At 46.4% G+C, this 24722-nt stretch carries 18 protein-coding genes; 6 read left to right on the top strand and 12 right to left on the bottom strand.

The features are described 5' to 3' along the window. Window positions 1-389: 389 nt before the first annotated feature. From NST45_RS01605 to NST45_RS01595, 3 genes are all read right to left on the bottom strand, one after another. Window positions 390-1058, bottom strand: a complete 669-nt coding sequence (locus NST45_RS01605; protein WP_339824662.1) for an alpha/beta fold hydrolase — start codon at window positions 1056-1058, stop codon at window positions 390-392. A gap of 155 nt (window positions 1059-1213) precedes the next feature. Further along, window positions 1214-1795 carry a hypothetical protein gene (locus NST45_RS01600; RefSeq protein ID WP_076099383.1) on the bottom strand — a complete coding sequence of 194 codons (582 nt, stop codon included), beginning with the start codon at window positions 1793-1795 and terminating at the stop codon, window positions 1214-1216. Window positions 1796-1813: 18 nt separating this feature from the next. Next, window positions 1814-2350: a hypothetical protein gene (locus tag NST45_RS01595; RefSeq protein ID WP_076099384.1), complete on the bottom strand. Its 537-nt coding sequence runs from the start codon at window positions 2348-2350 to the stop codon at window positions 1814-1816. A 430-nt stretch (window positions 2351-2780) separates the two neighbouring features. Here NST45_RS01595 and NST45_RS01590 point away from each other — a divergent pair, with 430 nt between their 5' ends. From NST45_RS01590 to NST45_RS01570, 5 genes are all read left to right on the top strand, one after another. Next, window positions 2781-3020 (top strand): DUF6385 domain-containing protein, encoded by a 240-nt coding sequence (locus NST45_RS01590; protein WP_282580012.1) that lies wholly within the window; start codon window positions 2781-2783, stop codon window positions 3018-3020. A gap of 28 nt (window positions 3021-3048) precedes the next feature. Next, entirely contained in the window at window positions 3049-4464 is a 1416-nt protein-coding gene (locus NST45_RS01585) for a DUF6385 domain-containing protein (protein WP_339815001.1), read from the top strand. Between the two features lie 113 nt (window positions 4465-4577). Beyond that, on the top strand, window positions 4578-6623 hold the full coding sequence (locus tag NST45_RS01580; protein ID WP_339824658.1) for a glycosyltransferase: 2046 nt from the start codon (window positions 4578-4580) through the stop codon (window positions 6621-6623). Then, window positions 6620-8041: a glycosyltransferase gene (locus NST45_RS01575; protein ID WP_339824655.1), complete on the top strand. Its 1422-nt coding sequence runs from the start codon at window positions 6620-6622 to the stop codon at window positions 8039-8041. The genes NST45_RS01580 and NST45_RS01575 overlap by 4 nt, the downstream gene beginning before the upstream one ends. Window positions 8042-8056: 15 nt before the next feature. Further along, complete coding sequence (locus NST45_RS01570; RefSeq protein WP_076141794.1) at window positions 8057-10006, top strand: glycosyltransferase; 1950 nt, start codon at window positions 8057-8059, stop codon at window positions 10004-10006. 25 nt (window positions 10007-10031) lie between these two features. Here NST45_RS01570 and NST45_RS01565 read toward each other — a convergent pair whose 3' ends face one another. The 8 genes from NST45_RS01565 to NST45_RS01530 all read right to left on the bottom strand — a co-directional run bounded on the left by NST45_RS01565 (window position 10032) and on the right by NST45_RS01530 (window position 18560). Next, a complete protein-coding gene (locus NST45_RS01565; protein ID WP_036685347.1) occupies window positions 10032-10769 on the bottom strand; it encodes a glycosyltransferase in 738 nt (245 codons plus the stop codon). Then, the gene (locus tag NST45_RS01560; RefSeq protein WP_036685350.1) at window positions 10762-11967 is read right to left on the bottom strand and encodes a hypothetical protein; all 1206 of its coding nucleotides are present in this window, start codon (window positions 11965-11967) and stop codon (window positions 10762-10764) included. The genes NST45_RS01565 and NST45_RS01560 overlap by 8 nt, the downstream gene beginning before the upstream one ends. Next, window positions 11964-13448, bottom strand: coding sequence for a hypothetical protein (locus tag NST45_RS01555; RefSeq protein ID WP_036685352.1), 1485 nt, complete (start codon window positions 13446-13448; stop codon window positions 11964-11966). Before NST45_RS01555 ends, NST45_RS01560 begins: the two co-directional genes overlap by 4 nt. A 69-nt stretch (window positions 13449-13517) precedes the next feature. After that, entirely contained in the window at window positions 13518-14597 is a 1080-nt protein-coding gene (gene yunB, locus NST45_RS01550) for a sporulation protein YunB (RefSeq protein ID WP_076141798.1), read from the bottom strand. Window positions 14598-14751: 154 nt separating this feature from the next. Continuing rightward, window positions 14752-15363, bottom strand: coding sequence for a VTT domain-containing protein (locus NST45_RS01545; RefSeq protein ID WP_036685356.1), 612 nt, complete (start codon window positions 15361-15363; stop codon window positions 14752-14754). Between the two features lie 287 nt (window positions 15364-15650). Next, window positions 15651-16520, bottom strand: coding sequence for a glycine betaine ABC transporter substrate-binding protein (locus NST45_RS01540; RefSeq protein WP_339813358.1), 870 nt, complete (start codon window positions 16518-16520; stop codon window positions 15651-15653). 13 nt (window positions 16521-16533) lie between these two features. After that, complete coding sequence (locus NST45_RS01535; protein WP_036685360.1) at window positions 16534-17367, bottom strand: proline/glycine betaine ABC transporter permease; 834 nt, start codon at window positions 17365-17367, stop codon at window positions 16534-16536. Then, window positions 17367-18560: a glycine betaine/L-proline ABC transporter ATP-binding protein gene (locus NST45_RS01530; RefSeq protein ID WP_036685362.1), complete on the bottom strand. Its 1194-nt coding sequence runs from the start codon at window positions 18558-18560 to the stop codon at window positions 17367-17369. Before NST45_RS01530 ends, NST45_RS01535 begins: the two co-directional genes overlap by 1 nt. A gap of 256 nt (window positions 18561-18816) precedes the next feature. Between NST45_RS01530 and NST45_RS01525 the strand changes: the two genes are divergently transcribed. Beyond that, a complete protein-coding gene (locus NST45_RS01525; RefSeq protein ID WP_036685364.1) occupies window positions 18817-19374 on the top strand; it encodes a transcriptional regulator in 558 nt (185 codons plus the stop codon). A gap of 75 nt (window positions 19375-19449) precedes the next feature. Here NST45_RS01525 and NST45_RS01520 read toward each other — a convergent pair whose 3' ends face one another. Then, window positions 19450-24639, bottom strand: coding sequence for a carbohydrate binding domain-containing protein (locus NST45_RS01520; RefSeq protein WP_339824648.1), 5190 nt, complete (start codon window positions 24637-24639; stop codon window positions 19450-19452). Between the last annotated feature and the right edge of the window lie 83 nt (window positions 24640-24722).

Here is a 24722-nt window from a genome sequence, read left to right as displayed (position 1 = left end):
TTCTGTGCACTCAGCCTACTCTCACAAGTAGGGTTACGAAGTATACTCGCCTATCACACAGATCTCCCCAGGTAAGAACGCTATCTTCCTCTCCATCTATCTGCTTCATTTACTCTCGTACGCCTTTGGCAGTATGGACTTTGGTTTGTTGTGCAACCTCATCCAGCCTACGTTAGCCTTGTATGAAGTTCGTATTCCTCAGACCGGAGATTTGCCGCTGGCTTCCTTCAGATTCCACCTCGCGGTGGACACCCTTGCCTTAAGCTAATGGCTACTACTGCCTTCGCCATTCGGGACTTCAACCCTATAGATAGCGCCCATGCTGGGCGCACACAAAAAAAGAGCTCCTATTTCGGAAGCTCTTGGGGTTGAATATTTAGTGTTTGAGTTCAACGTCCTGTACTCTGAATAAACTGCAAGACTTCATTCATAATTCGGTCCTTCTCTTCACAATGGCACACCATATGACCACTGTTGTCGACCATCAGCACCTGTTTTTGGGTCGCCTTGATCATATGATGACGTAGGTAATCGGCGCTTCTAGTCTTCACTAGATGATCCCGTTTCCCTTGCACGATCAGGGTTGGAGTCTCAATATGCGGATAAACAGAAAAGCTTTCACGAACCAGTCGCTGGAACTCTCGAGTTGCTTTTGGAGGCGTTGAACTGAATTTACTAATATAAGTTTTTAGCATGGAAAAGCTCGCAAGGGTCTTAATAATTTCTACAGGATTCAGCGGAAACACAGGGGTAGACAACAAAGTGAGAGATTTAATCCAAGGTTTATAGCGCACTGAGAGATGTGAAGCAATAAGAGCACCGGTTGAAAAACCGATCAGATGAACTCCGTCATTTGTCTTTAACAGCTCTGTTAATTCATCCTCAGCACTTTGCTGCCAATCATGTCGATCCGAATGCAGTAAATCATTCCTGCTGCTCCCGTGCCCCTTTAGGGTAAATGTTCTGGAACGATAATTATGCTGCTCCATAAACTGGGACAAGGGAGAGATTTCATGCTCACCTCCGGTAAAGCCATGAATAAATAAACAACTTTCCATAATTGTCCCTCTTTTCACATTCCAAACTGAATTCCATCTTTATTGTATAATGCCAATCCCCTTTATTTTCTATTCATTCCAACCTTCTATGTAAAACCTTAACCAAATGATGTCAAGGTTCACCACCGTTATAGGTTCAAAATAAAATATATATTCTATTGTTCCCACCAAAGAAGACCGAGTGCAGAAGTAATCGTTAAACCTACGGCCGAGCTAGATGAAGTTACGTTAGCACAAATAGCAGTCCCCGGCGGAACGATGATGCTGCCCGTAAAGTTCTGTGAGAAGGCTCCCGGCGCTAATTGATAATTGTAAAGCGTTGTTCCCCCGTTAATTGCCGCTGTTGAAGATTGAACGGTCATCGCACTTGTAGCCGCGCTTCCGAGATTATTATTTGTTGGTGTCAAGGTTGCAGGAGAGGTTAACGTCCCCCCTTTGACAATTGTAAAGCTTCCAGACATAGCCGATAGCAGAGAAGATCCGCCGATACTGCCGCTTATACGAGATATATATACGGTTTTTCCGCTGCCAGCAGCATTACTAATCCGAATAGAAGTAATTGCAGAAATAAGACTAAGTACGACCAAACTAGACACGGATGTGTTGGTAGAATACAAGACCGCAGCCTTCGAAGCACTTATTTCAGGTGGCGCGCTGATATCCGGAGATTGGAAGGTATTGACCATATCCACATAAAGAGGTTGATCATTGTCGTTAAACACATATTGATTAGGCATGATTATCCCCTCCCAGTTCTAATATTCCCACCAGCTGATAGATGTTGTCGCTGCTGAAGTTCCCGATGCAATCGTGATGGACGTGGTTATGGAATTTCCGGGAGGAACAACGATTTGTCCAGTAAAGTCAACAATGACGGGACCCGCTGCCAGTAATAAAGATACTAGAGTGGCCGGACCTCCCGTAGGGGCAGCAGTCGAGGTTCTGGCCGTCATCACACTGGTTAACGCACTTCCAAAATTAAAATTTATCGGTGTAACGGTGGTTCCGGTGACCGTAGCGTTCCGAAGTAGAGATAACGTAACCGCAGCTGTTGCCGAGCTAGCTGCAACACGGGATACATACAATGTACGTCCGCTGCCTGCCGGATTACTAATCTGAACAACTAACGGTGCAGCAGTCGTTACCGTAGAAGTAAAAGGGATTCCAAACAATAGCCCCTCCTTAGCCGCTCCTCCCTCCGGAGCTGAATCTATACCAGGTGCAACATACGTGTTGACTTGTTCTGTAAAGAGTGGCTGGCTACTCTGATTAAATACTGAATCGTTTGGCATGCGCTATCCTCCCCGTACTTGAGCTTATCTTATTTTATGCCGCTCTAAGTAGCAGGTTGTTTGGGAAGGTGCGTATTTTTGCTTTTGCAGCCCAATCACCTCTTATTTTTCACCATATATTATTATCACCATTCGAATGGCTAAGGATTGTCCCTAACGGTTCGCGGCTTATTGGACTGCGGTTTATTGATGCTCAGGGCTCAAACGACGGTTAGGGTCCTTTTATGGATAGGGTTCCAGAAAACCCGTAGGAGGTGAATGAAAACAGGGGAATCGCTCTAGAAATCCGCAACCTTTTCCACCTCCAAATGGTCGAAGAAAGCGCCGTAAGGTCACGATCAGTCCTTTATTTTCCGAGCATCAATTTATCGGATTCCCCGTGTCCAGCTCCATTTCGCCTCTGCCTTGGCAAAAAAGCGGAACTAAAACGATGATCTCTTACGCAGTTATGAACCAAGGAGACCACCCTGTTAGCGTCCGCTTGGAGATTAGTCCGAACAGTTTTGATTCTTTTATAGATTCAGAAGAGATCGTGGCCGCAAAAGAAATGAAGGTGCTAGTGCCAAGCAGATTTTTAAAGTGGACTCGGATATCCGCCTCCACGCAACAGTCAACGGGTTTAGGCAAAATTGATGTATACGTCCAAGCCCAGTCTATAGGTATGAGTTAACAATTTTATAAGAGAGGGACGAGGAATTTTGCCTAACTACAGCTCTTTTCAAGCTAATCCCGATAATCTACGAACGCTTATTTTTGGCCGGGATGCCTCGCTGATTGATCATCCGCTTACTACAGATCCAGGCGGAAATCTAACGACAATTATCCTAGATGGTACGATTTCCAATATACTCGGAGCTACCATCACTGCGGGTACTTTGTCCTCAGCAGGAACAGTTACTAACATTCTTAACGGGACTATCACTAGCGTACTCGGAGCTACCATCACTGCGGGTACTTTGTCCTCAGCAGGAACAGTTACTAACATTCTTAACGGGACTATCACTAGCGTACTCGGGGCTACCATCACAGCGGGTACCTTATCTTCCGCAGGTACGGTTACCAACATTCTTAACGGGACTATTACTAGCGTACTCGGAGCTACCATCACAGCTGGTACTTTGTCCTCCGCAGGAACCATTACTAACATTCTCGATGGCACGATTACCAGCGTGCTCGGAGCTACGATCACTGCCGGTACTATTACTAGTGTACTAGGCGCAACCATTACCGCTGGTACTTTGTCCTCAGCAGGAACAGTTACCAATATCCTTAATGGGACCATTACTAGTGTGCTAGGAGCTACAATCACTGCGGGTACCTTGTCTTCCGCAGGTACCATTACTAACATTCTCGATGGCACGATTACCAGCGTGCTCGGAGCTACGATCACTGCCGGTACTATTACTAGTGTACTAGGCGCAACCATTACCGCTGGTACTTTGTCTTCAGCAGGAACAGTTACCAATATCCTTAACGGGACCATTACCAGCGTGCTCGGAGCCACCATTACGGCTGGTACTTTGTCTTCCGCAGGTACGGTCACCAACCTCTTAAACGGGACCATTACCAGCGTGCTCGGAGCTACGATCACTGCGGGTACTCTGTCCTCAGCAGGTACCATTACTAACATTCTCGAAGGCACGATTACTAACGTACTTGGAGCCACCATCACAGCTGGTACTTTGTCTTCTGCAGGTACGGTCACCAACCTCTTAAACGGGACCATTACCAGCGTGCTCGGAGCCACCATTACAGCCGGTACACTCAGTAGTGTGACCTCTATTTCACAACGCAGCTTTATCGAACAGACCACGACGGGTATTGCAACTGCTAATGCCTATACTCCTCTGCCAGCAGTGACTACGAGCGTATTGGGGACCTATTCCTTTTTCATCAATAACACTGGAGCTAACCCAGTCAACACACGAGTAGAAATCAGTGCTGACGGAACGAACTATTTCGTCGATACCACAGGAGATAATCCTTTAGCAGCAGGTTCTATCGATGTCATAGTTCCGGCCAGATTCTTGAAATATACACGCTTATCCTATCAATCAACGAATGCAGGAGCCGCCTCAACAATCAATGTAAGTTTCAACGCACAGGGAACGTAATGTAGATGCCCATCATATGTTGTAACGAAAGAGTGCATGGATATCCATGTGCTTTTTCTTTTGATAGCAAAAGCTGATTTCTACTTCTACATATGTAACAAGGAGGAAACAACGTGAACAATATTACGCTTGGCGTCCACCTCATCGTTAACAATGAAGCTGATCTTCTGCCCCACTGTCTCACAAGCGTAGCAGGTGTTGACGAGATTGTAGTCATAGATACAGGCTCTACTGACGAATCCATAGCTATTTCCCAAGCGCACGGGGCTAGAGTATTCCAACGGGAATGGACAGAAAACTTTGCTGCAGCGCGTAACGAAGGCCTCGATCAGGCGGATACCGATTGGATTCTAGTCCTTGATGCCGATGAACGCCTGCAAACTCCACTTCCGGAACTCCGCAGCCTCCTGCAAAACACGCAAGCTCAGGCTTTTACAGTAAACATTGATAATTGGCTTGGCGTTCGGCCTGAAGATAAGGTAAAGCACAGTGCGGTTCGTTTATTCCGAAATGGACAGGGTTATCGATATAGCGGAAGAATTCATGAAGGAATTGACGCTGCAATCCTTAAATCACATAACAGCTCGGCGATTGAGCATAGTGATATTGAGATTGAACACTTCGGATATATGCCGGAAATCATGGCACGAAAAAATAAAATCAAACGCAATGAACAGCTGCTGCGACTCGCTTTAGCCGAACAACCGGAAGATCCTTTTCACTCGTATAATTTAGCAGTCACCTGCTGTCAGGACGGTCGTCTTCTGGAAGCAGAGACATTACTTCGCCAGACCCTTCACCATGTGCCACTTGAAGCTTCCTACCGTCCTACGATGATTAGAGATCTCTGTAAAATTTATCTGACTCAAGGAAAAACCAATATCATAGATCCCTTGCTGTTGCCTGAATTGGAGCGTTATGAGGATTACCCTGACCTGCATTTTTTATTAGGCCAATCTTTGGAGAGTCAAGGTTTGTTAGAACGTGCTTTTCAAGCTTATCAGCGTGCAGCATCCATTTCTGGAGATCAGGTTAATCAAAAATATGTATCTGAGCAAGGGATGAACACCTTCCGCCCACTTTATCGACTAGGATTAATCTCAGAGCGGCTTGAGCTTCAGGAGGACGCTGCGAGATTCTACCACCGTGCGCTTCAACACCACTCTTTATATAGGCCTGCCTTGCAGGGAATAGCTTCTGCTTTTCAACGCTTAGCTGTAACCGATGAGGAGATTGCCACCTTGCTGATACAACTCGTCCCCCCAACTAATGCTGCCCAACGAGCTGCGATTATTGACAGTTTATTTGCGATAAATGCTAATGAGGCCATCACTAACTTATCCCGAGACACTTTTCCCTTGGAATTAGAGACGGCAAATTGGATGATCTCTTCGCTCATCATTACCGGCAAGCTGGAAGACGCCTATACAACGATAAGACAAATGGCCTCCTTAGCTACGCAAGATAACCATGATTTAGAATATCTGAAAAAGTGGGCTACCCTCTGGGCTATTTGCTCTTGGTCGCTTTTTGGAGAATTCCACAATGACCTGCTAACCTATGTACCAGACGAACTTCGTTTCGGACTGCAATACATTCAGAAGTGCCACCAGCAACAAAAGGTAGATCCCGTTGAAGCAGAGGTAGATCCATTAACATTACATTCCTCATTCATTTCAGATTTGATCGAACAATCAGTAAAACTACACCAGCCCGCGTTAAGCGAAGCTTTGGTAAATTTGTTCCCTACCTTTCGGTCTGAATTAGCCGCAGCATTATATAAAGAAGGGAATAGGAATGAGGCAGGCGAGCATTTTATCAGGTTAGTTAGCGATCAAGCGGCTGATGCGAAGGTTCTTTTTTATATAGGTGAGATGGTCTTTGACAAGGGGCATTACACGGAAGCCAGTGAATGGTTTCAACAAGCGCTGGAGCAGATGCCTGAGCATGAGGCTGCCCGAGTAGGTTTAGCACTCTGTTACCTTCAGCAAGCGAAGCTTAGCATGGAGGAGGCACTGAACAGCTTGGATGCGGCTAACGTCCATGGTCCACTGCAAACGAATATTGGTGCCATCCATAAATCCATCTTTTTACTAAATCGTACACCGTGGCACACACAGTGGAGCTTCCGACAGAGCGAGGGGAGGGCAGCCAAATGAGCATGCCAAGCCAAAAACCTCTGATTTCGCTATGCATGATCGTTAAGAACGAAGGAGATAACCTAAGCCAATGTTTAAAAAGTGTACGTGGTGTCGCCGATGAGATCATAGTAGTCGACACTGGCTCTACCGACTCCACGCTACAAATTGCTCTAAGCTTTGGAGCTAAAGTTGTTCACCATCCTTGGAATGGCGATTTTGCCGCTGCCCGCAACGCAGGTCTTCAGCAAGCCCGCGGACAATGGATTCTCATTCTGGATGGAGATGAGGAACTGGATGCGAAAAGTAAGGGGGAGCTGTTGCTGTGTGCGGAGCATTTGGAGTATGAAGCTTTTTTTCTGCGCATTCATAATCATAAAGGTTTAACCGAAGCTTCACAGACCATTACTGTTAATCCGATTATCCGGCTATTCCGTAACCGCCCGCAGTACCGTTTCAGCGGCATCATCCACGAACAGATTGCAGAAACGATCGTAAAAGCTACACCCAAAGCAGCTATGCATTTAAGCACCGTAGTCATCCATCATTACGGTTATGCAGACGGCGTAGTAGCAAAAAAAGATAAGATCAAACGAAATGTCGGGCTACTCAAGGAACAGCTAAAGTTAAATCCCAATGACCCCTTTCACCATTTCAATATGGCTGTTGAATATATGCGGCTTAGTGAATATCAACCGGCTCTAGAGCATATCAAAAGATCACTTAACGAAGCTCCGCCGGACACAAGTTACGTTCATCTGCTGCACAAATATCAAATCCGCTGCCTGGCAGAATTAAAAGATTTCAACGCGGCGCTGGAAGCTTGCGACTTAGGGATAACCTTACATCCAGATTATCCTGACTTGGCTCATATCAAAGGTGTGCTGCTGTTTCAAATGGGAGCCCTAGCTGAGGCCAAAACAGCATTGCTGCAAGCCTTAGTCATTGGAGAAGCTCCATCCGGTTACCATACCGAGTCCGGATTCGGATCTTATTTGACATTTTATTTGCTGGGACAGTTATGCGAAGAAATAGGCGATCAGACCGAGGCCTGTGCCTGTTATACCAAAGCTGCTCAGCTTCATCCCGAGCCAACGCCCATCATACCCCGTCTGATCCGAGCCTTAAAATGTGCTGAGCGCGAAAATGAAATTTCGGGCTGGCTTCACGCTCATCTACCCGAATACACAGCTGCTAAAAGCGGACTTCTCTTAGATTTATTGCAGATTGAGGGATGTGATAAGGCAGCAAAACAGCTGATGAAGACCACAGGGCAGCCCTCATCTAATGACTCGTTATTCAACCCAGCCTATCACCCAGGGCGTTCGGAGCTTTTGTTGGCGGATCGTCTGCTTGCCTCCCTCTCTTCTTCAACCCCCTATTCTCCAGCGGCTAAAAGAGTGCGGCTCGCACTTCCACTGCCCAGAGTTTCAGATTAGGAAGGACGTATTCCTATGACCACACCGGATATTACACTTTGCATGATCATTAAGAACGAGGCAAACCATCTGGAGAAATGCTTATCCTCTGTGTGCGGGCTAGTATCTGAGATTATCATTGCGGATACAGGTTCAGAGGATAACAGTAAAGAAATCGCTCAGAGGTTCGGTGCAAAGATTATCGACATTCCTTGGGAAAATGATTTTACCAAAGCTCGGAATATAAGCCTAGAGTATGCAACTTCTGCTTGGGTTCTGGTGCTGGATGCCGATGAGGCTGTAGATCATTGGAGTGAGAATCTGCTCCAGCCCTTGCTTGGTGCCGAGTATATTCATGGGTATTGGCTGCCCATTATCCACTATGTCGGTGATATACCTGAAGCGGATTTTGTTACAGATCATGTCTGTCGATTATTCAGAAATGACAAAAGAATTATTTTTCGCGGAAGTATTCATGAGGAGATTGCCAGCAGCATTTGGGAGCTTCCAGCGGGGGAGATCGCTTATGCAGATTTGCGTATTTTGCACTACGGATATTTAGAAGATGAATTGATGCGTAAAAATAAATATAACCGCAATTTAGCACTTATCAACAACGGTCTGCGGCTTCAACCAAACCATCTTTTTCTTCGTTATGCGTTAGGGGCAGAGTATTATCAGCAGGGACAATATAAAGAAGCGGCAGAGATCCTCCTTCCGCTGCTCACCTCCACTCCAGCCCCTTCCGGTTATGTCTCAGATATTTACCTTAAGACGGCTTACGCCTTACAACTATGTGGCCGAAAGCAGGAAGCTGAGGAAGTTTTTCGTACGGGGAGCGGTCTTTTTCCCGATTTCACGGATTTATTAGAAAGCTATGCCCTCCTGTTACTGGAACAAGGGAAGCTCAGCTCAGCCAAGCACTACTTGGAGCAAGCACTTCAGAGCGGGAATACAGCACATAAATACCCTTCTTCCTCGGGCAGTGGAACGTATCGAACAGAACTACTAGCCGGGAGAGTGTGTGAGAAGTTATACCAATACCCGGATGCGTGGAGACATTACGAGGCTGCCATACAACATAAGCCTGATTATACCGAAGCGTGGAAAGAACTCGTCCCACTAAGCCTTCTATCTGGAGGGAAGGCACAACTACGAGCATTGACCCACAACCATCTGCACTCTTTATCCCCTGATACTTTGAGTTATCTTCTGCCCGCAGCGCTCAATGCCCGCGATCCGGAATGGCAAGCTGAGCTTTCTACAGCCAGCCAGTTACCCTTATCTGTTCAGGTTGCATTGCAGGCGATTCTGGAAATAAACAATCAACCGGAACATCTTCAGACACTCGCACCGCTTGAACAGCTGCTTCATGATCCTTCCCATCTTTCCAACCGATCCTTTGTACTTGGCTACCTGTGGGCTTTCTCTTGCCGTATTGGAGATACTGAGTCTGCCATGCGCTGGCTTGTCTGTCTATTGCCTTACAGACCGGGGATTTTATCGATCCATCATCTTTTAGCGGGGAATTATAGGCTTAAAGCTGATCTTTCGGATCTCAACTATGCAGCACAATTGCTGCTTCAGACTGGTGCTTGGAATAGTTTATTAGCACTTTATCGGCATTCGCAAGGTTCTTCCTTTCAATGGTCCAGTCTGCCGCAGCCTTTACTTTACGGTTTACTCGAAGCCCCCACCTCCATAAAAAAACAATGGTGCTCTATTTATGTCAGCAAGCCTCCTCAATATCAAACGCCTGCGGACTGTACCGAGTGGCAATTATACGCTGCGATAGCCTACTCCTGCGGAGAGGTGCCCATCCTTCATATAGAAGATGAAGCCGCTTTGCGTAGAGTCGGGGGGGCTACCGCAGCCGTGAGCCTCGCTTATTACAAGCTGCAGCTCGCAGCAGAAGTTTATCCGCAAGGGATACCGTCAGCTCATCTCTCTTCTGCGCTGCTTCTGAGATCTGCCAGCCGGACTTAGCCGGTTGGCAGGGCAGATGCGGATTTCAATGCTCCTCTTGCCATTCTACCAGATGGGGCTGCTCATCAAGGATAGATTCGTACTGCTCCAGACTACCCCAGCGCCCCTCTGGATCAAGCTCCAGGTAACGCGAGTATTTTCGCCGAAGCTCCTCAGGGGATATCGCCCAACCATAATGTTTCACACGCAGCTCGGTAAGAAAACCCGGCAATACCGAATAAGAGAGCGGAAGCCTTGGCACATGATGATCCATTTTCGGAAAAAAATAATGAAAGTTCGGCAAATAGCGGACTAGTGTACGGGTATGTTTCGTGTGGATATTCCAATGCTCATCTTCACGGTAATGTGTGGTGCCGCCCCAAAAATCAAATAATCGGAAGGATACCCAGTCATACACATCCTGATCGATGAGTCGCCTCATCTCCCGTTTAGCAGACTCTTCATAGAACTCATCGGCGTCCACAGACAGCAGCCAATCCGGATTCGTAGATACCGCCAGCTCCCACAATGTTTGCCGCAGCTCCCATTCACGGTTAAACAAAGAGCTTTGCAGGGTTACGAGCTTCTTAACTTTGGCAAAAGAGAGACATAACTGAGCCGTATTATCTGTACTACCATCATCCACGATCACAATATCATCCACGAACTCACTTAATTCCTCCAGCACCTGCTCCAAATACCTTCCGGCTTCGTTCCTAACCTGCATTATAGCGGTCAGACGGTTGCCTGACATTTTGCGGAGTGGCCCTCTATGACTACTCATCCTCCACTCTCCTTCTCAATCGTCTTACAGCCTCTTCGAGATCTGCCATCTCTGACAAAAGTGGCCATGCCTGATTGTCTTGCCCTCCTGCATTTAAAAAGCTGCGGATGGCCTCGTGCCGCCTGCCATACAGCAAGTGTATGGTGCCTTCCATGGCTTCATCCACATTTTCTTCTTGCTCATGTTGCAGCTCTATTGCCTTTTCCCATTGAAAAGTCCGCACATAATTTTGCACCAGCAACGCTTTTGCCTCGGAAGAAGTTAGCGGGCTTAAAATTCTTACCGCCGATGCCTCATCCTCATTCCGGTGGAACAACTCCGCGCGAACCAATTCATCCTGACCGGAATGGAGCCAGCTCTCCATCCTTTCTACTGCTTGCTTCTCCTCTGCGGTAAATGCTGTAATCGCAAATTGGCGGACTGCCGTTTCCAGATTCCCTGTCTTGGCTTCTATTGCAGAAAAAAACCGGAAGTGTGAAATAAGGCAATCCAAATATTCATACAACACCATTAACTCAAAGGATTGCGCCAGATATCGATTCGCTGTGGAGTCCCCAAGCAAATACAAATAAGATGCTGCCAAATAATGTACAACAGGCTGGCTGGGCAGCTTGGCGCACATTGAGGTATAATAATCAGCCCTAAGCTGTAGTTGAATCCTAAACCAGTCCGTAGCAAGGAGGGGCTCCTCCTGCCATAAGTTCTCAATCGCCTTACTCCACAACATCTCATAATCTGTCAGAAAATAAATCCGCTCGCGCTGAAATACAACTCCATAGGATTCCTGCTGATCCCCGTCGAGATAAATAACACTCTCCCTGCACAAGCTCTGCTCCAGATAGATCCGTTCTGACCGGGTTCCTACTAGATCAGCCTTTGCTCCAAGCAAGCCGCTGTATTTATCCCATAAGACCTTATTTTCTTCTTCCGGACAGCGCTCTAACAAAGCCACTATATATCCTGCTTGCAAAGAAAGAACCTCGGGCAGCCAATAAGGAGAGGAGACCAGAAATGTGTACTCCCTCGCCTTGAGAGTATGAATATCCGCGATCATTACCGGCTTGATCTGGCTGTTAATCTGCTGCTCAAGAGTCATTCTTCCGGCAAAACAAACCTCTTCCCGCTCGGGAAGAAGATCCAACAGTCTTTTATATTCGTATTCCTCCCAGGAGCCTCTGCTCAGAATTAAATATTTCATGAGTGCGCCTCCCTGCCCCTGCTGCTATCTGCCTTCTTCCCCTGCGGTTCGGACAAATCCCCCACATAACCTATAGTTAGTGAAGCTTCAGGGTGAAGCTGCAATTGGTGCGAAGTGGACGCCTTACAGGTAATCACTCCAGGCACATTCCCGCCTTTATGAGCAACTCGCTCTAGCGGAAAAACAATTCCCGAAGGGTCTCCCTTAAGCAAATGCCCCACCTCTTCGTCCATATCCGTAGATAAACTAACGATCAGATCCGCGGAACCTTGGGTGATCGCCTTCACTACCCGTTCAACGTAATATTTCTCATACCTGATAGAGTCTGATAAATACACAGTTATCTCACTCTCAAATAATGCAGATGCATTCTTCAAAGCCCGCAGCCAAGCCTCTTGACCACGAACTGTAATCACTACATCCTGTTCATTTACTGGCAAGCCGGAAGCTGTGTTCATCCAGCTGTCCTTGATCCAGATCCAGCGAATATTCTTGTAGCTCTGCTGCTCCTGTGTAGCTGCCCAGTCCTGCGGAAGATGGTCCCCATTCCCATCCTCTTCACAATAAACAATCGCCGTCACTAATGGCGTTGCCAAGGTTGCCTTACCGAGTGGAATAACAGGTTGTGTTGATTGTAAGAATCCATTCTGCGGTACAAGATGTTCTTCGTCTTCTAAGACATCTTCCAGCGCCCATTTTGTACTGTACGCCCGCCAGCCATCCGCAAGTGTTGGTCCGTTCAGCCTACTCTGGCCTCTATCAAGTGAATGTATAGCATGAACATACACAGCATCACTTAGCGCCAGCTTAGCTCCAGACTGCCGCGCTCGAAGACACCAATCGGCAATCATAAGAGGCCGCGCATGAAGCGAGGTGTCCAACCCTCCAATACGCTGAAGCAGCTCTTTAGAGAACAGGAGGCAAGAACCCGTTAGTACATCCATCTCTCGCCATTCTCCTTGGTGCCGGCTAAGACTATAGCTCACATGCGCAGCAAACTCATCATAGGTGCCGAAGTGAAGACGTTTCTTCCCTTCCCCTCTTTCGGTTGAAGAGCGAGGGGCAACCACCTTAACAGAAGCGTCATCAAAAGGAACCCACAATAGCTCATTTAGCCAGCCAGACGATACCATGGTCGAATCTTCAAGTAAAACCGCGAAACTGGTTTCGATCTGTGCCAGAGCCTGGTTAGGCATGTACTCCTCTTTCTCATAAGGAACAAAGAGAATCGACTGCTCCTGTGAGAACTGTCCGGCTAATGTATCCATAGAAAAATCAGGAGTCATTGCCACAGCAATAATGCGCACAGACTCTCCAGAATGGAGCAGCAGCAAGGGTAAGCAAGCCGCGGCACAATCCGGGCGGCTTAGCTCAACTACAAGGGTGATCCCATCTATACTCGGCAGTGGAAGTAGTCCCGTGCGTTCCAAGAACCCATACCTTCCCGCCAAGCGTTCCACATTCAGAGATTCTTGCGACATTAGGATTCACGCTCCATTTATTAAATCTGTTCTACCTATAGTCTATGAGCGCTGAAGCGCGATATCCCCTTAATTTCCTCCGCCCGCTCCTTTATCTTCTTCCGTATGGTCTGCACCCGTACTCGCGGGATCAGTTGCCGCTGGAGACGGGTTGTTATCTTTCTGACTGTTGCTGGAGGTATCCTTACCCTGATCCACTGCTCCACTCTTATCCCCACCTACAGCTGGAGCAGGAATAGCAATTCCCGGAGCACTGCTGCCGTTCGCCCCCACAGGTTGACCTTGATTATCGTAGTAATACATAGGTACATCTCCAACAACCATCAGATAAGACACAGGAATTTCTGTATCCACTACCTGCGGCTCCATATCAAAAGGAATGACGACTGCAACCTCTGTCACAATATGAATATATACCTCGACCAGAATCATATTGATCCCAGCGTTTTGCTGGCGAGTACTGAGTTCAACCTTAACCGCACCTTGTGGTTCAATCTTGATCGGAATATCGGGTCCATAAGAAGCGATAAGGGGACTGCCCAACGCCTGCCCCAGCGGAATATATTCTGTTCGATTATGCAATTCCTGCAGCGTAGACTGAATGACCTGTGCCGCTTGCGAAGTAATACGCATATGCTCCGCGTAGTTGAGCATGAACCCTGATATTTTCCCGTTCTTATCCGTCTTCCAATCAATTAGCTCTTCCGCATTCCCTCCATTCGCAACCTGAGAGGTAATCGCCTTATTAATCGATTCCGTAGCGATTTGCTTCACACGTATTTGTGCTAAATGCAGGATGGGCGGCTTCATATGCAGCTCCACATAGCGAAGTGACTGCAGCACCAGCACAAGTATTACTAAAGATGCTATCAGCCAAAATTTGCGTCGGCTTCTTGGCTTATGTGTTTTTCCGCCTGCAACCGTTACCTTACTCTCTGGCCGGCTGGATAACCTAAAGCGGCCTTTGCTACGTTTGGCTTCAAAGCGCGTACGCTGCGGCCTAACCGCTGCCCGGCTGGGTTTTGACTTGAATGCGGAGCTTCTTGCTGAGAATCTCCGATTCGTGTCCCCATTTATTTTTGGCAGCCGAAAATGGCCTAGATCAGGTATTCTCAGCCTTCGGTTCCCCCATTTTTTCAATCTGCCCATTGCAATAGTCCCTCCCGCCTTACGCAGAGGTCAAGCCACCTCCACTTAATTTAAGGTATTCGCTAAGAGGACAAAAAAGAAGAACGTTCCCTCCGGCAAACTACGCCTGAAGAAACGTTCTTCATCCTTTAGATCATGAACTGGGAATATGATATTAGTGCATTCTGCTCCGCTTATCCTCCTGCAAATGGTCCCAATGACGCCGAATAAAAATGCCAATGAGAATAGCAATAAACACCGCATACCAGGTAAGATAACCATTCCATTCTTCACGCGGAACAATTAAAGTTGATCCAATCGTACCGAATAACCATATATAAGATAAATTACCAAGCACGGTTCCCCATATAAAGGATGAGGCTTTAATCGGTGAAACAGCAGACATGAAATTGATTACATTGTTCGGAATAATCGGAATCGTACGCAATAGTACCAGCGTCCAAATCCCGTATCGATCCAAGTAACGTTGCCATTTATCATAGCGCTTCAGTTTGGTTCTCCATTTTCGGTCAAACCAGTTATACAGATATCTCCGAATAAGAAAATACATCAGTATTCCGCCTAGATTGCAGGCCAGCCAACTGATCAGCATGCCTCCAATTACGTTAAAAACAGAGACATGCAGCACGATCAAAATTACGAATGGAAAAAATCCTAATATACTCTGCAAAAGTGCGAGCGGGATGGTCACGAATAAAATAGATGGCCCGCTAAGGCCCAGCGTTTGCAGCAGCCAATCAATCCAGGTATTTATGGTCTCTGTCATGAAGCAGTCTCCTCTCTTGACTCCTTGCAGCAGCTGCCTCCTGATTTACTTTGACAAAGCATAAGTCTAAGTGTGTAAACTAGGTATCCATTCTTATTGAAATATAAGCACAGTACATTAAGAGCTTGTAATACTTTGCTTATATTCCCAAGAAAAACACCCCTTACGGGGTGTTTTATTGAATGAGCTTGCTTATGAAGTGTAATGTGTAAAGAACAGTAGTTAGCGTACAAGTTACATTTTTGTTTCCATTTATTCTTCACATCATAACACAGTTTTTAATTTACTTACAATTCTATACCTGCAACCCAAGCATTCACTTTATCCGGATTGCTCTCAACCCAAGTTTTAGCGGCTTCTTCTGGTGACTTACCACCCTGAACCTCAATCATTACTTTAGCCATATCTTCCGCTGTCCATTCGAATTGATCCAGGAATTTGTAGACATTCGGCATGTCATCTTTCAGACCTTGGCGGACCATCGTGTGGATCTGTTCATCCGCACCATAAACCCCTTTTGGATCTTCCAGATACTTCAGATCCATATTGGCGAACATCCAGTGTGGTGTCCAACCTGTAACAACGATTGGCTCGTTGTTGTCATAAGCCTTTTGCAGTTCCTGAGCCATCGCTGCGGATGAGCTTTCAAGAAGTGTGTAATCGCTAAGATCATATTCCGCAATAGCCTTTTCTGTGGTTGTCATAATGCCAGCACCTGGCTCAATGCCGATAATGCGATTGTTCAGCTTTGCTGCCATATCACTGTTCTTCAAGTCTTCAATAGAATTAATATCCATATAGGCTGGAACAGCCAAGCCAACCTTAGTTCCGTTTAGATTCGCACCCAAATCTTCAATTTTTGCACCATACTTTTCTAGATAAGCCGCATGGGTGCTTGGCAGCCAAGCTGCAACCATTCCATCCGCACTACCGTCTGCAACCCCAGCCCACATTGGGCCAGCATCTACCTGCAGCATTTCAACGGTAGCTCCAAGCTTAGTTTCAAGTACTTCCTTTACTACATAAGTACTCGCAATTTCCGAATCCCATGCTACATATGCTAATTTTACCTTCTCTTGACTTGATGAAGAACATCCAGCAATAACAGCAATCATCATAATAACTAACAGGAATACCCCTATATTTTTCTTCTTCATTTATTTAAAACTCCTATCTTTGTTTTGGTTTTAGTGCGTTCTGTGTCAAACGGTCCAGCAGAATGGCAATAATAACGATCGCAATCCCTGCTTCGAATCCGTCTCCTGTCTTAGCCTGTGATACCGCACGGTATACATAGGCACCCACGCCCTGTGCACCAATCATCGATGAGATAACAACCATTGACAGTGACAACATAATTGTCTGGTTCACACCTGCCATAATTGTTGGTAAAGCGATTGGAAGCTGCAATTTAACTAATTTCTGAGTAGGTGTCGATCCGAAAGCATCTGCTGCCTCCACCAGTTCCTCCGAAACCTGACGAATTCCGAGATTGGTCAAGCGAATCGTTGGCGGAATTGCAAAAATAATCGAAGCTATAACCCCTGGAACTACGCCCAGTGAGAAAAAGGATACCGCTGGCAATAAATATACAAAAGCCGGCATCGTCTGCATAAAGTCCAAAATAGGCGTAACTATATTTCTAACGGTATTTCTCTGCGCACATAAAATACCAATCGGCACACCAATTACTACAGCCAATATCGAGGCGGTTAGAACAAGGGCCAAGGACTGCATAGAAGGTCCCCATAATCCAAGATTATCAATCAGAAGCAGCCCAATGACCGCAAATAGTGCCATGCGCCATTTACCGATCCAATAAGACAAAGCTGCAATAATCACGATAAGTACTAGTGCTGGCAGGAAGGTAAGTGCATTTTCAATGCCAGCCACCATACCACCGATAATCGAATGGATGAAGTCAAACAGGGGCCCACAATAAGTCGTCAGCCAATTTTCCAACCACTCGAGTGCCTTTCCCAAAGGCAGTTTAGGAATGTCCATTATAATCCTCCTTCCGGTACCGCGTTGCCGGCGAGTGCGGAAAGAACGGCTCCTTTGATCACAATACCCTTCAATTTATCCGCTTCATCTACGACGGCTACAGGCAAATGTGTCTCAGATATTAATTCAAAGAAATCATTGAGTAGCGTTTCCGGTTGTACACGTGGGATTTCTCTCCGCGTTACTTCCAGAATAGATTTATTATCATTCAGTGCCTTAAGGGCATCCTCAGCTGTAATAACACCCAGAAGCTTATTTTCCTTGTCCACTACATATAGACTGAATATACCACTGTCACGCATTAATTGAAGCGCTACCCGAGGCCCGCGTTCAGGTCTGACTGTTTCCGGCTGACGCATTACATGAGCTGCAGTCAACACCTTGGACAAGTCCACATCCTCCACGAATCGCTCTACATATTTATTGGCAGGTTGGATGAGGATTTCTTCCGGTGTACCAATTTGCACAATGACTCCGTCCTTCATCAGTGCGATCCGATCTCCAATCCGCAAAGCTTCGTCTAGATCATGAGTGATGAACACGATGGTTTTCTTCACTCTGGCCTGTAATTCCAGCAGCTCTTGCTGCATGTCTTTACGAATAAGCGGATCCAGTGCACTAAATGCCTCATCCATAAGCAGGATATCCGGGTCGTTGGCAAGGCCCCGTGCCAGTCCAACACGCTGCTGCATCCCTCCACTGAGTTGATCAGGACGATGATTCTCCCAACCTTTCAGACCTACCAGATGCAAAGCTTCCGTTGCCAGTTCAGTTCTTTTCTTTTTATCTACGCCCTGAACTTCAAGTCCGTATGCTGCATTCTCCAGTACGCTTCGATGTGGAAATAATGCGAACTTCTGAAACACCATACCGATGTTCTTCCGTCTGAATTGGCGCAGCTGCTCCGGATTCATTTTCACAACATCTTTCCCTTTAAAAAGAACTTGCCCCCCTGTAGGCTCAATCAAGCGGTTCAACAAACGAACCAGCGTCGACTTACCGCTGCCGGACAAACCCATAATGACGAATATTTCTCCTTCTTCAATGCTGAATTCGGCTTTGTTGACTCCGACTGTCAACTTCAATTCCTGAGCAATTTTTTCCTTCGACATCCCTTGCTCTAATAAAGGAATCGCGCGTCCCGCATCATGACCGAATACTTTGGTTAGTTGTTTCACCTCTATAATAGCCATGCCGTCCTCCTTCTCCCGAAATGTTATCCGGGTTTAGTTCACTTATAGTAGTTTACCGGACTATTGAAAATTCATGCAAACACCATATACGGATAAAATTTAGTGTACAGTTTTAACTTTACGAACTTTATGTATGGAATACTCTGTTTTACGCCAAATTCCTTTCTTCATGAATTCTTTACTTATGGAGGGGGATTTGATTACAATACATTGTATAAGGTTGCAGTCTATCGACCTATTCCTCAGGAGGGACATCATGAACGATTTAGAAGGGCTTACGCCCGAACAAATAGAGAAGATTAGTAAAGCCCGTGAACGTGTGATCGATTCTATCGGCAAAAACATGGATCTGTATGGCATTACCTTGTCTATTGGACATTTATACGGTTATATGTACTTCAATCAAGGTCCAGTGACACTGGATGAGCTCAGCAAAACAATGGGAATGAGTAAAACGTCCATGAGTACGGGAGTCCGTACCCTTCTAGATCTGAAAATGATCGACAAAGTATGGGGGAGAGGGACGCGCAAAGACTTGTTCACCACTGTGCCTGACTGGCATCAGAACTTCAGTGATTACTTCTCTATTAAATGGAGAAAAGCCGTCGAAGGTAATATGATCTCACTAGCGAAATCACTTGCAGAAATTAACGATATGAAAAAAGAGTATAGTGACGATAGTAAACTTATGCAGCTCTTAAATACAGATGAAGAAAAAATAACTGAATCCATTAACTACTACCGCTGGTTGCTGAAACTAATAGAATCTTTTGAGAGTGGCAAAATTTTTGAATTTATCCCTAAAGAAACTTAAATCTAACCCACAAAAAACACACACAAAAAAACGACAGTGCTCCTGTAAAAAGGAAAACACTGCCGTTTTTTTCGTTTACCCTTCGATCAAGCTTACATCATCCAAATAAATTGTACTGCCCGTGCTAATTTCACTATTCGTCTCCGTACCGTTCCCATCTATAAGCCCTAGCAAAAACACCAGATGAACACCTGCGTCTGTTGCCCCATTCATCGTAAATGTGTAGCTGTATTCGTCCATATTTTGGGTCAAGGCTACAAGCTCAGCTTCCATATATTTGGTGTAATCCCCGCCTTTATGCTCCACAGCTACCTGAATATTGCGGTTTACTGTAGAACGAGCTTTAAACTTCAAGGTGTACGTTTTTCCCTGAACAAGCTTCAGATTTTCGTAATCCACCTGTGCGCTAAAAGGGGCTTGCCCGGTACCTGTTAAGTTGATAGCAAATTCCCCCTCTTGAACAGAGGCAGATCCGATTCCGTCAAAGTACTGGCTCCAGCCCGTTGCATCTACATCGAAGGTTCCATTATCCAGCGTACCGCTTGGCGGTATTACTGGTGGACCCCCTTGTACCTCCCTGACCACAATATCGTCAAAAGAAATCGTATGCGGCGTACTGTTAGCCGCAGGATCAGCGCCCAGCGTTTTGCCAATCAGATAATTAAGCTTCAGCGGATTGCTGTTCGACACCGTAAATTGTGCTGAATAAGTAGCCCAATCCGCATGAATATCAAACTTAGCTTGTGCGGAAGCAGCTGAAGTATTGGAGTATTCTAACACAATTTGCCGCGGAACCGTTGATTTCGCCTTGAAGCTCACCTCATACGTTTTTCCGCCCTCCAGTGGAATACCCTCTTGGAAAAATTGTGTATGCCACGCTTCCCATCCGGCCGACGTAATCAGGATTTCAGCTACGCCATCCTTCACATTAAACGCGGAGACGCCACCTTCTCCGGACCAGGTAGTCCAGCCCGTCTTATCGCTGCCAAACGAACCATTGATGGCTAGATTGTTATCATTAGCTAGAATAGTCTGCGTGACAGTTGCAGTAACATAATGTTCAGCCTCAACAGTAATGGCATAACTTCCTTCGGCCGGAAATACTGCTGCTTCAATTGTGATTTTTCCCGGTTCAATAGTGTACTGCTCTGCATTAAGTATTGTACCGTTAACCTTTACCGCCATGATTTGATTCCGCCAATTTGCATTGTCGATAAAAGTAAGCTCAATCGGCTGCGAAACTCTGTTATTGCTGCTGTCGCTTAGCAGCTCCTGCGGTTTGGCCGGTGCATTTTTGATCTCAAATTTCACATTGTCAATGATAATATCATGGTTTTGAGGAATACTAATCCCCTCAACCTTCCCAAGCAGGAATTTTAGAGACAATGTATCCTTGCTTCCTTGCCGGAATTCGAATCTGTAATGATTCGTCTCCGGCGTTACCTCCACGATATTGCTGAACGAGGCCTGATACGTACCATTTTCTACGTTCACCCCGATTTTGCGGATTACGGTTGAACTGGCGTCAAATTCAACCACATAATCCATTCCAGCAGCAGCTTTCAAGTTGTTCTGAAACAACATTACAGAATACGCCTGACTGCCGGTATTCGTAATGCTAAATTTCGCTGCTCCATCTGCAACCGTAGCGCTGCTCTGACCACCCTGCTCTGTCAACAGGCGGTCCCAGGCGCTAAACCCAAAGTTAAATTCACCATTCAAGAGTGGGTAGTATATTAGCGATGGATCAAAATAGAAGCTAGTACGCAGCATCTGGAAATTATCCAGAATGACTGTATCCGCAGCACCGTTTAACAGTAATACGAATTGTCCTTCATGATCGGTTGCACCTGCAAGATTGATAAAGGTAGCTTTAATTTTTTGCTCACCTTCGCTTAAGTTAACCGGTTGTTCTGCCTGTACACTGCCGTCTTTCCCTAGTAGTTGAACCGTTCCTGTGCGTGCAGAGGAGACTGAAGCATTGAACGTAACCTCATAGTCCTGCCCTTGAATGAGCTGAATTCCCTTCTGAAGTAACCGAACCTCACCATTTTCACTGCCGCCAATCTGCAGCTTTAACTGGCCATTGTCATTAACGCTTGATTCTATCATGGCACCACCAGTTGCTTCCGTATGCCAATAACTCATCCGATTGGGTTCCCCAATATCGAAAGTACCATTGTACAGATGATTACCGTTGGCCAGCGGTTCCTTCACACTATCATGCGGGAATTGAATATTCTCAATCTCTTCTAATCTGACATTACCAAACCATACCGGTGAAGTATTGGTACCCACGTTGAACTCGACGCGTGCAGCAATATCTGAGTTTTCCTTCATTTGAAACATCGTCTCGTAATGGGTCATCGCTGAAGTTAGATCTACCTTAAGCGATGGAGAATACGCTGCAAATCCACGAGATTCTCCACCTGTTAACCGGACGCTCATACTGCGGGACATATCGGTTTTGGCATCGAAGCTGAGTTTATAGAACCTGCCTTTAGCTATAGATACGATAGCTTGGGGTTGAATCGAATAAAAATTGCCGCCACCACTGCTGATATCTACCTTCACATAATTGCGCTCCCCAATAGGAACGGTAGAAACCGTAGCTTCAGCCCCTGCTTCTTTATAAAGTACCCAATGTGCGGTATTCGGGATTCCCATACCGTCATCCCCCGGCACCTGCTCCGAATAATTGTTGTTATAGACCATGTTGCCGTCTGCCAGTGCAAGCTTGGAGCCTTCTGGATAGGCTTCCTTCTCCAGTGTAACTGGAATAGGCTCGCGGTACTCACGACCTGTCAGCTCATAGACTCTAACGTAATCGATCTCCATCGATTTTGGAAATACGGTTTCGCTAGTCGGATCACCATCAAAGTTACCACCTACGGCCAGATTCATCAGCAAGTGGAACTTCTGATTAAACGGCGCTGGATACACATTATTGGCAGGCTGCCCATTGCTGATGCTATACCAGTCATTTTTGGTCGAATATAATTCACCATCCACATACCAGCGAATTTCGCCCGGCTCCCACTCAATAGAGTACATATGGAACTGCTCAATCGTAGCGTTATCCGGAAATACATACTCTTTGCCGGAGTATACATTGTTCGGCGCCATACCGCCGTAATGAATCGTCCCCGCTACCGTGTTTGGACGACTGCCCCAGCCTTCCATAATATCAAGCTCACCGGAAGCAGCCCAAGTCCCGTACACATCGTTCTCCGGCAGCATCCAGATCGCCGGCCAGTACCCTTTTCCAGTAGGTGCTTTGGCCCGAATTTCAAATTTTCCATATTTTTTACTAAACAACCCTTTAGTCTTAATCCGTGTAGAAGTATATTGTTTGCCAGCTTTTTCTTCTTTGTGGGCCGTAATGATCAGGTTACCGTCCTGTTCCTTTACATTCTTCTCATCGTTGGTATACCACTGCTTCTCATTGTTTCCCCAACCTGGATTGTTGTATTGCGAACCATCTCCAAGGTCATAGGTCCACTTTGTAGCATCAATGTCTCCATCATCAAACTCATCCCCCCACACCAGTGTCCACGGATCAGTGGTCGGTGTTGGTGTTGGTGTGGCTGTTGGTGTTGGTGTTGGTGTCGGTGTTTCGGTTGGTGTTGGTGTCGCTGTTGGTGTCGGTGTTTCGGTTGGTGTTGGTGTTGGTGTTGGTGTTGGTGTTGGTGTTGGTGTTGGTGTGGCTGTTGGTGTTGGTGTTGGTGTCGGTGTTTCGGTTGGTGTTGGCGTCGCTGTTGGTGTCGGTGTTTCGGTTGGTGTTGGCGTTGCTGTTGGTGTTTCGGTTGGTGTAGCAGTGGCCGTAGGTGCCGCCGTTGCTTCAGGTGTGGCGCTTGGCGTCGTTATTGGACCTACATTCCCCGAACTGCTTGGCGCTGAGCTTGCTATTGGCAATGTTGTTTTGCCAGTGTTTCCTTTTTTCAATGCTACACCGCCAATCGTCACTCCATCGGCTTTGTTATCTATTGTGGTTACGCTTCCGCTGCCTTGAATTGCTGTAGCTCCAGCGCTCGCAGATAGGATTAGTGCCGCCACTTGTGAATTGTTCTCCAATGTTAAATGGGTCGGACTTCCCAGAGTAAGGCTGCCGACAGTTCCAAGGATTCTTAACAAAGAACCGCTGACTGCTGAGTCTGCCGAACGAACCGCTCCAAATGTTCCGCGAAGCGAAATATTGTGAGGAACGACATCCATCTCAACATCCCCAAACCCTGCCCCGGTAAGATCGCTGCTTTCTTCCAAGATTGCCCCAGATAGCAGCTGCACAGTACCCACAGCTGTCGACCCGCTGGCATAAATCCGAACCTTACCATTAGGCTTGGCTACTTGAAGCAGTCCAAGAGAAGTATGGTGTAAGCCGATACTTTGCTCGCCGCCTCCCCGTACAAAAGTAGTCCCTGTTACCTTTACACCTTCAAGCTTTGCATTCCCTTCAGCTATCCCCTCGGTTAGATAAAGATTACCTTGGATGACCGTGTCTTTAAGAATCACATCAGCCCGATTAATGACTACATTGCCCTTTACTGTTCCTAGTGAAGTCTCTCCTGATTTCAGGAGGAGTCCCGAAACCATTCGATCAGCCAACTGAGCTAACTCTGCACGGGTGATCCCACCATCAGGCTTAAACAAACCTCCAGGATAACCTTTTACATAACCTGCACTCGATAGAACGGCTATTGCTTTTGCGGTTTCATCGCTGACTCCGTTCAGATCGGTGAATGCTGCTGTACTGCTTTTGTCTGCATTGAAACGAAACACTTTCTCCAATGCTAACGCTGCCTCCGCGCGCGAAAGTGCTTTTGAAGGATAAATATTGTTCTTCTGATCACTGCTTAAATATCCAGCTGCAATCCCTTTGGCTATATCATTTTTATACCAGTCTGTAGCCTGGACATCAGCGGGAACCTTATCCGATTGCTCCTGATAATTAAATATACGATTCATAATAGCTGCGAATTCTGCCTTCGTGACTTCCTTACCCGGACGAAACGACCCGTCGTCATATCCGCTTATGATCCCATTTGTGCTCCAACGCTGTAATGGGCCTGCGGCCCAATGATTTGGAGATACATCGGTAAACGCTTTCAATCCATTGATTGGTTCATTTTCCACTTTCGTTGCCGCTGAATCAGGTGAGTTTTCCTTTAACGCCTCTGCCGCTGAAGCATTCATGCTCCCAACCGGTGATAGCAGCCCGGTGACAAGGAGCATAGCAGCAAGTGCTGCTGTGAAATTCCTTTTCATCCTAAACATCACTCCTCGAATTTCGTAATATTCGTAATTCAAGCGAAAAATCGAAATCGGTTTCGACAATGCTATTGTTGCTT

Origin of the sequence: Paenibacillus sp. FSL R7-0163, from assembly GCF_037969975.1 — a bacterium.
Lineage (GTDB): Bacteria > Bacillota > Bacilli > Paenibacillales > Paenibacillaceae > Paenibacillus_AQ > Paenibacillus_AQ odorifer.
This window is presented reverse-complemented; position numbering and strand designations above follow the sequence as displayed.

What these genes read in the sequence shown, in the direction of transcription:
- yunB (WP_076141798.1), bottom strand. Translation starts at nt 14,597, where the DNA reads ATGGGCAGATTGAAAAAATGGGGGAACCGAAGGCTGAGAATACCTGAT.
- NST45_RS01575 (WP_339824655.1), top strand. Translation starts at nt 6,620, where the DNA reads ATGAGCATGCCAAGCCAAAAACCTCTGATTTCGCTATGCATGATCGTT.
- NST45_RS01545 (WP_036685356.1), bottom strand. Translation starts at nt 15,363, where the DNA reads ATGACAGAGACCATAAATACCTGGATTGATTGGCTGCTGCAAACGCTG.
- NST45_RS01555 (WP_036685352.1), bottom strand. Translation starts at nt 13,448, where the DNA reads ATGTCGCAAGAATCTCTGAATGTGGAACGCTTGGCGGGAAGGTATGGG.
- NST45_RS01540 (WP_339813358.1), bottom strand. Translation starts at nt 16,520, where the DNA reads ATGAAGAAGAAAAATATAGGGGTATTCCTGTTAGTTATTATGATGATT.
- NST45_RS01595 (WP_076099384.1), bottom strand. Translation starts at nt 2,350, where the DNA reads ATGCCAAACGATTCAGTATTTAATCAGAGTAGCCAGCCACTCTTTACA.
- NST45_RS01525 (WP_036685364.1), top strand. Translation starts at nt 18,817, where the DNA reads ATGAACGATTTAGAAGGGCTTACGCCCGAACAAATAGAGAAGATTAGT.
- NST45_RS01570 (WP_076141794.1), top strand. Translation starts at nt 8,057, where the DNA reads ATGACCACACCGGATATTACACTTTGCATGATCATTAAGAACGAGGCA.
- NST45_RS01560 (WP_036685350.1), bottom strand. Translation starts at nt 11,967, where the DNA reads ATGAAATATTTAATTCTGAGCAGAGGCTCCTGGGAGGAATACGAATAT.
- NST45_RS01600 (WP_076099383.1), bottom strand. Translation starts at nt 1,795, where the DNA reads ATGCCTAATCAATATGTGTTTAACGACAATGATCAACCTCTTTATGTG.
- NST45_RS01535 (WP_036685360.1), bottom strand. Translation starts at nt 17,367, where the DNA reads ATGGACATTCCTAAACTGCCTTTGGGAAAGGCACTCGAGTGGTTGGAA.
- NST45_RS01530 (WP_036685362.1), bottom strand. Translation starts at nt 18,560, where the DNA reads ATGGCTATTATAGAGGTGAAACAACTAACCAAAGTATTCGGTCATGAT.
- NST45_RS01520 (WP_339824648.1), bottom strand. Translation starts at nt 24,639, where the DNA reads ATGAAAAGGAATTTCACAGCAGCACTTGCTGCTATGCTCCTTGTCACC.
- NST45_RS01590 (WP_282580012.1), top strand. Translation starts at nt 2,781, where the DNA reads ATGATCTCTTACGCAGTTATGAACCAAGGAGACCACCCTGTTAGCGTC.
- NST45_RS01605 (WP_339824662.1), bottom strand. Translation starts at nt 1,058, where the DNA reads ATGGAAAGTTGTTTATTTATTCATGGCTTTACCGGAGGTGAGCATGAA.
- NST45_RS01565 (WP_036685347.1), bottom strand. Translation starts at nt 10,769, where the DNA reads ATGAGTAGTCATAGAGGGCCACTCCGCAAAATGTCAGGCAACCGTCTG.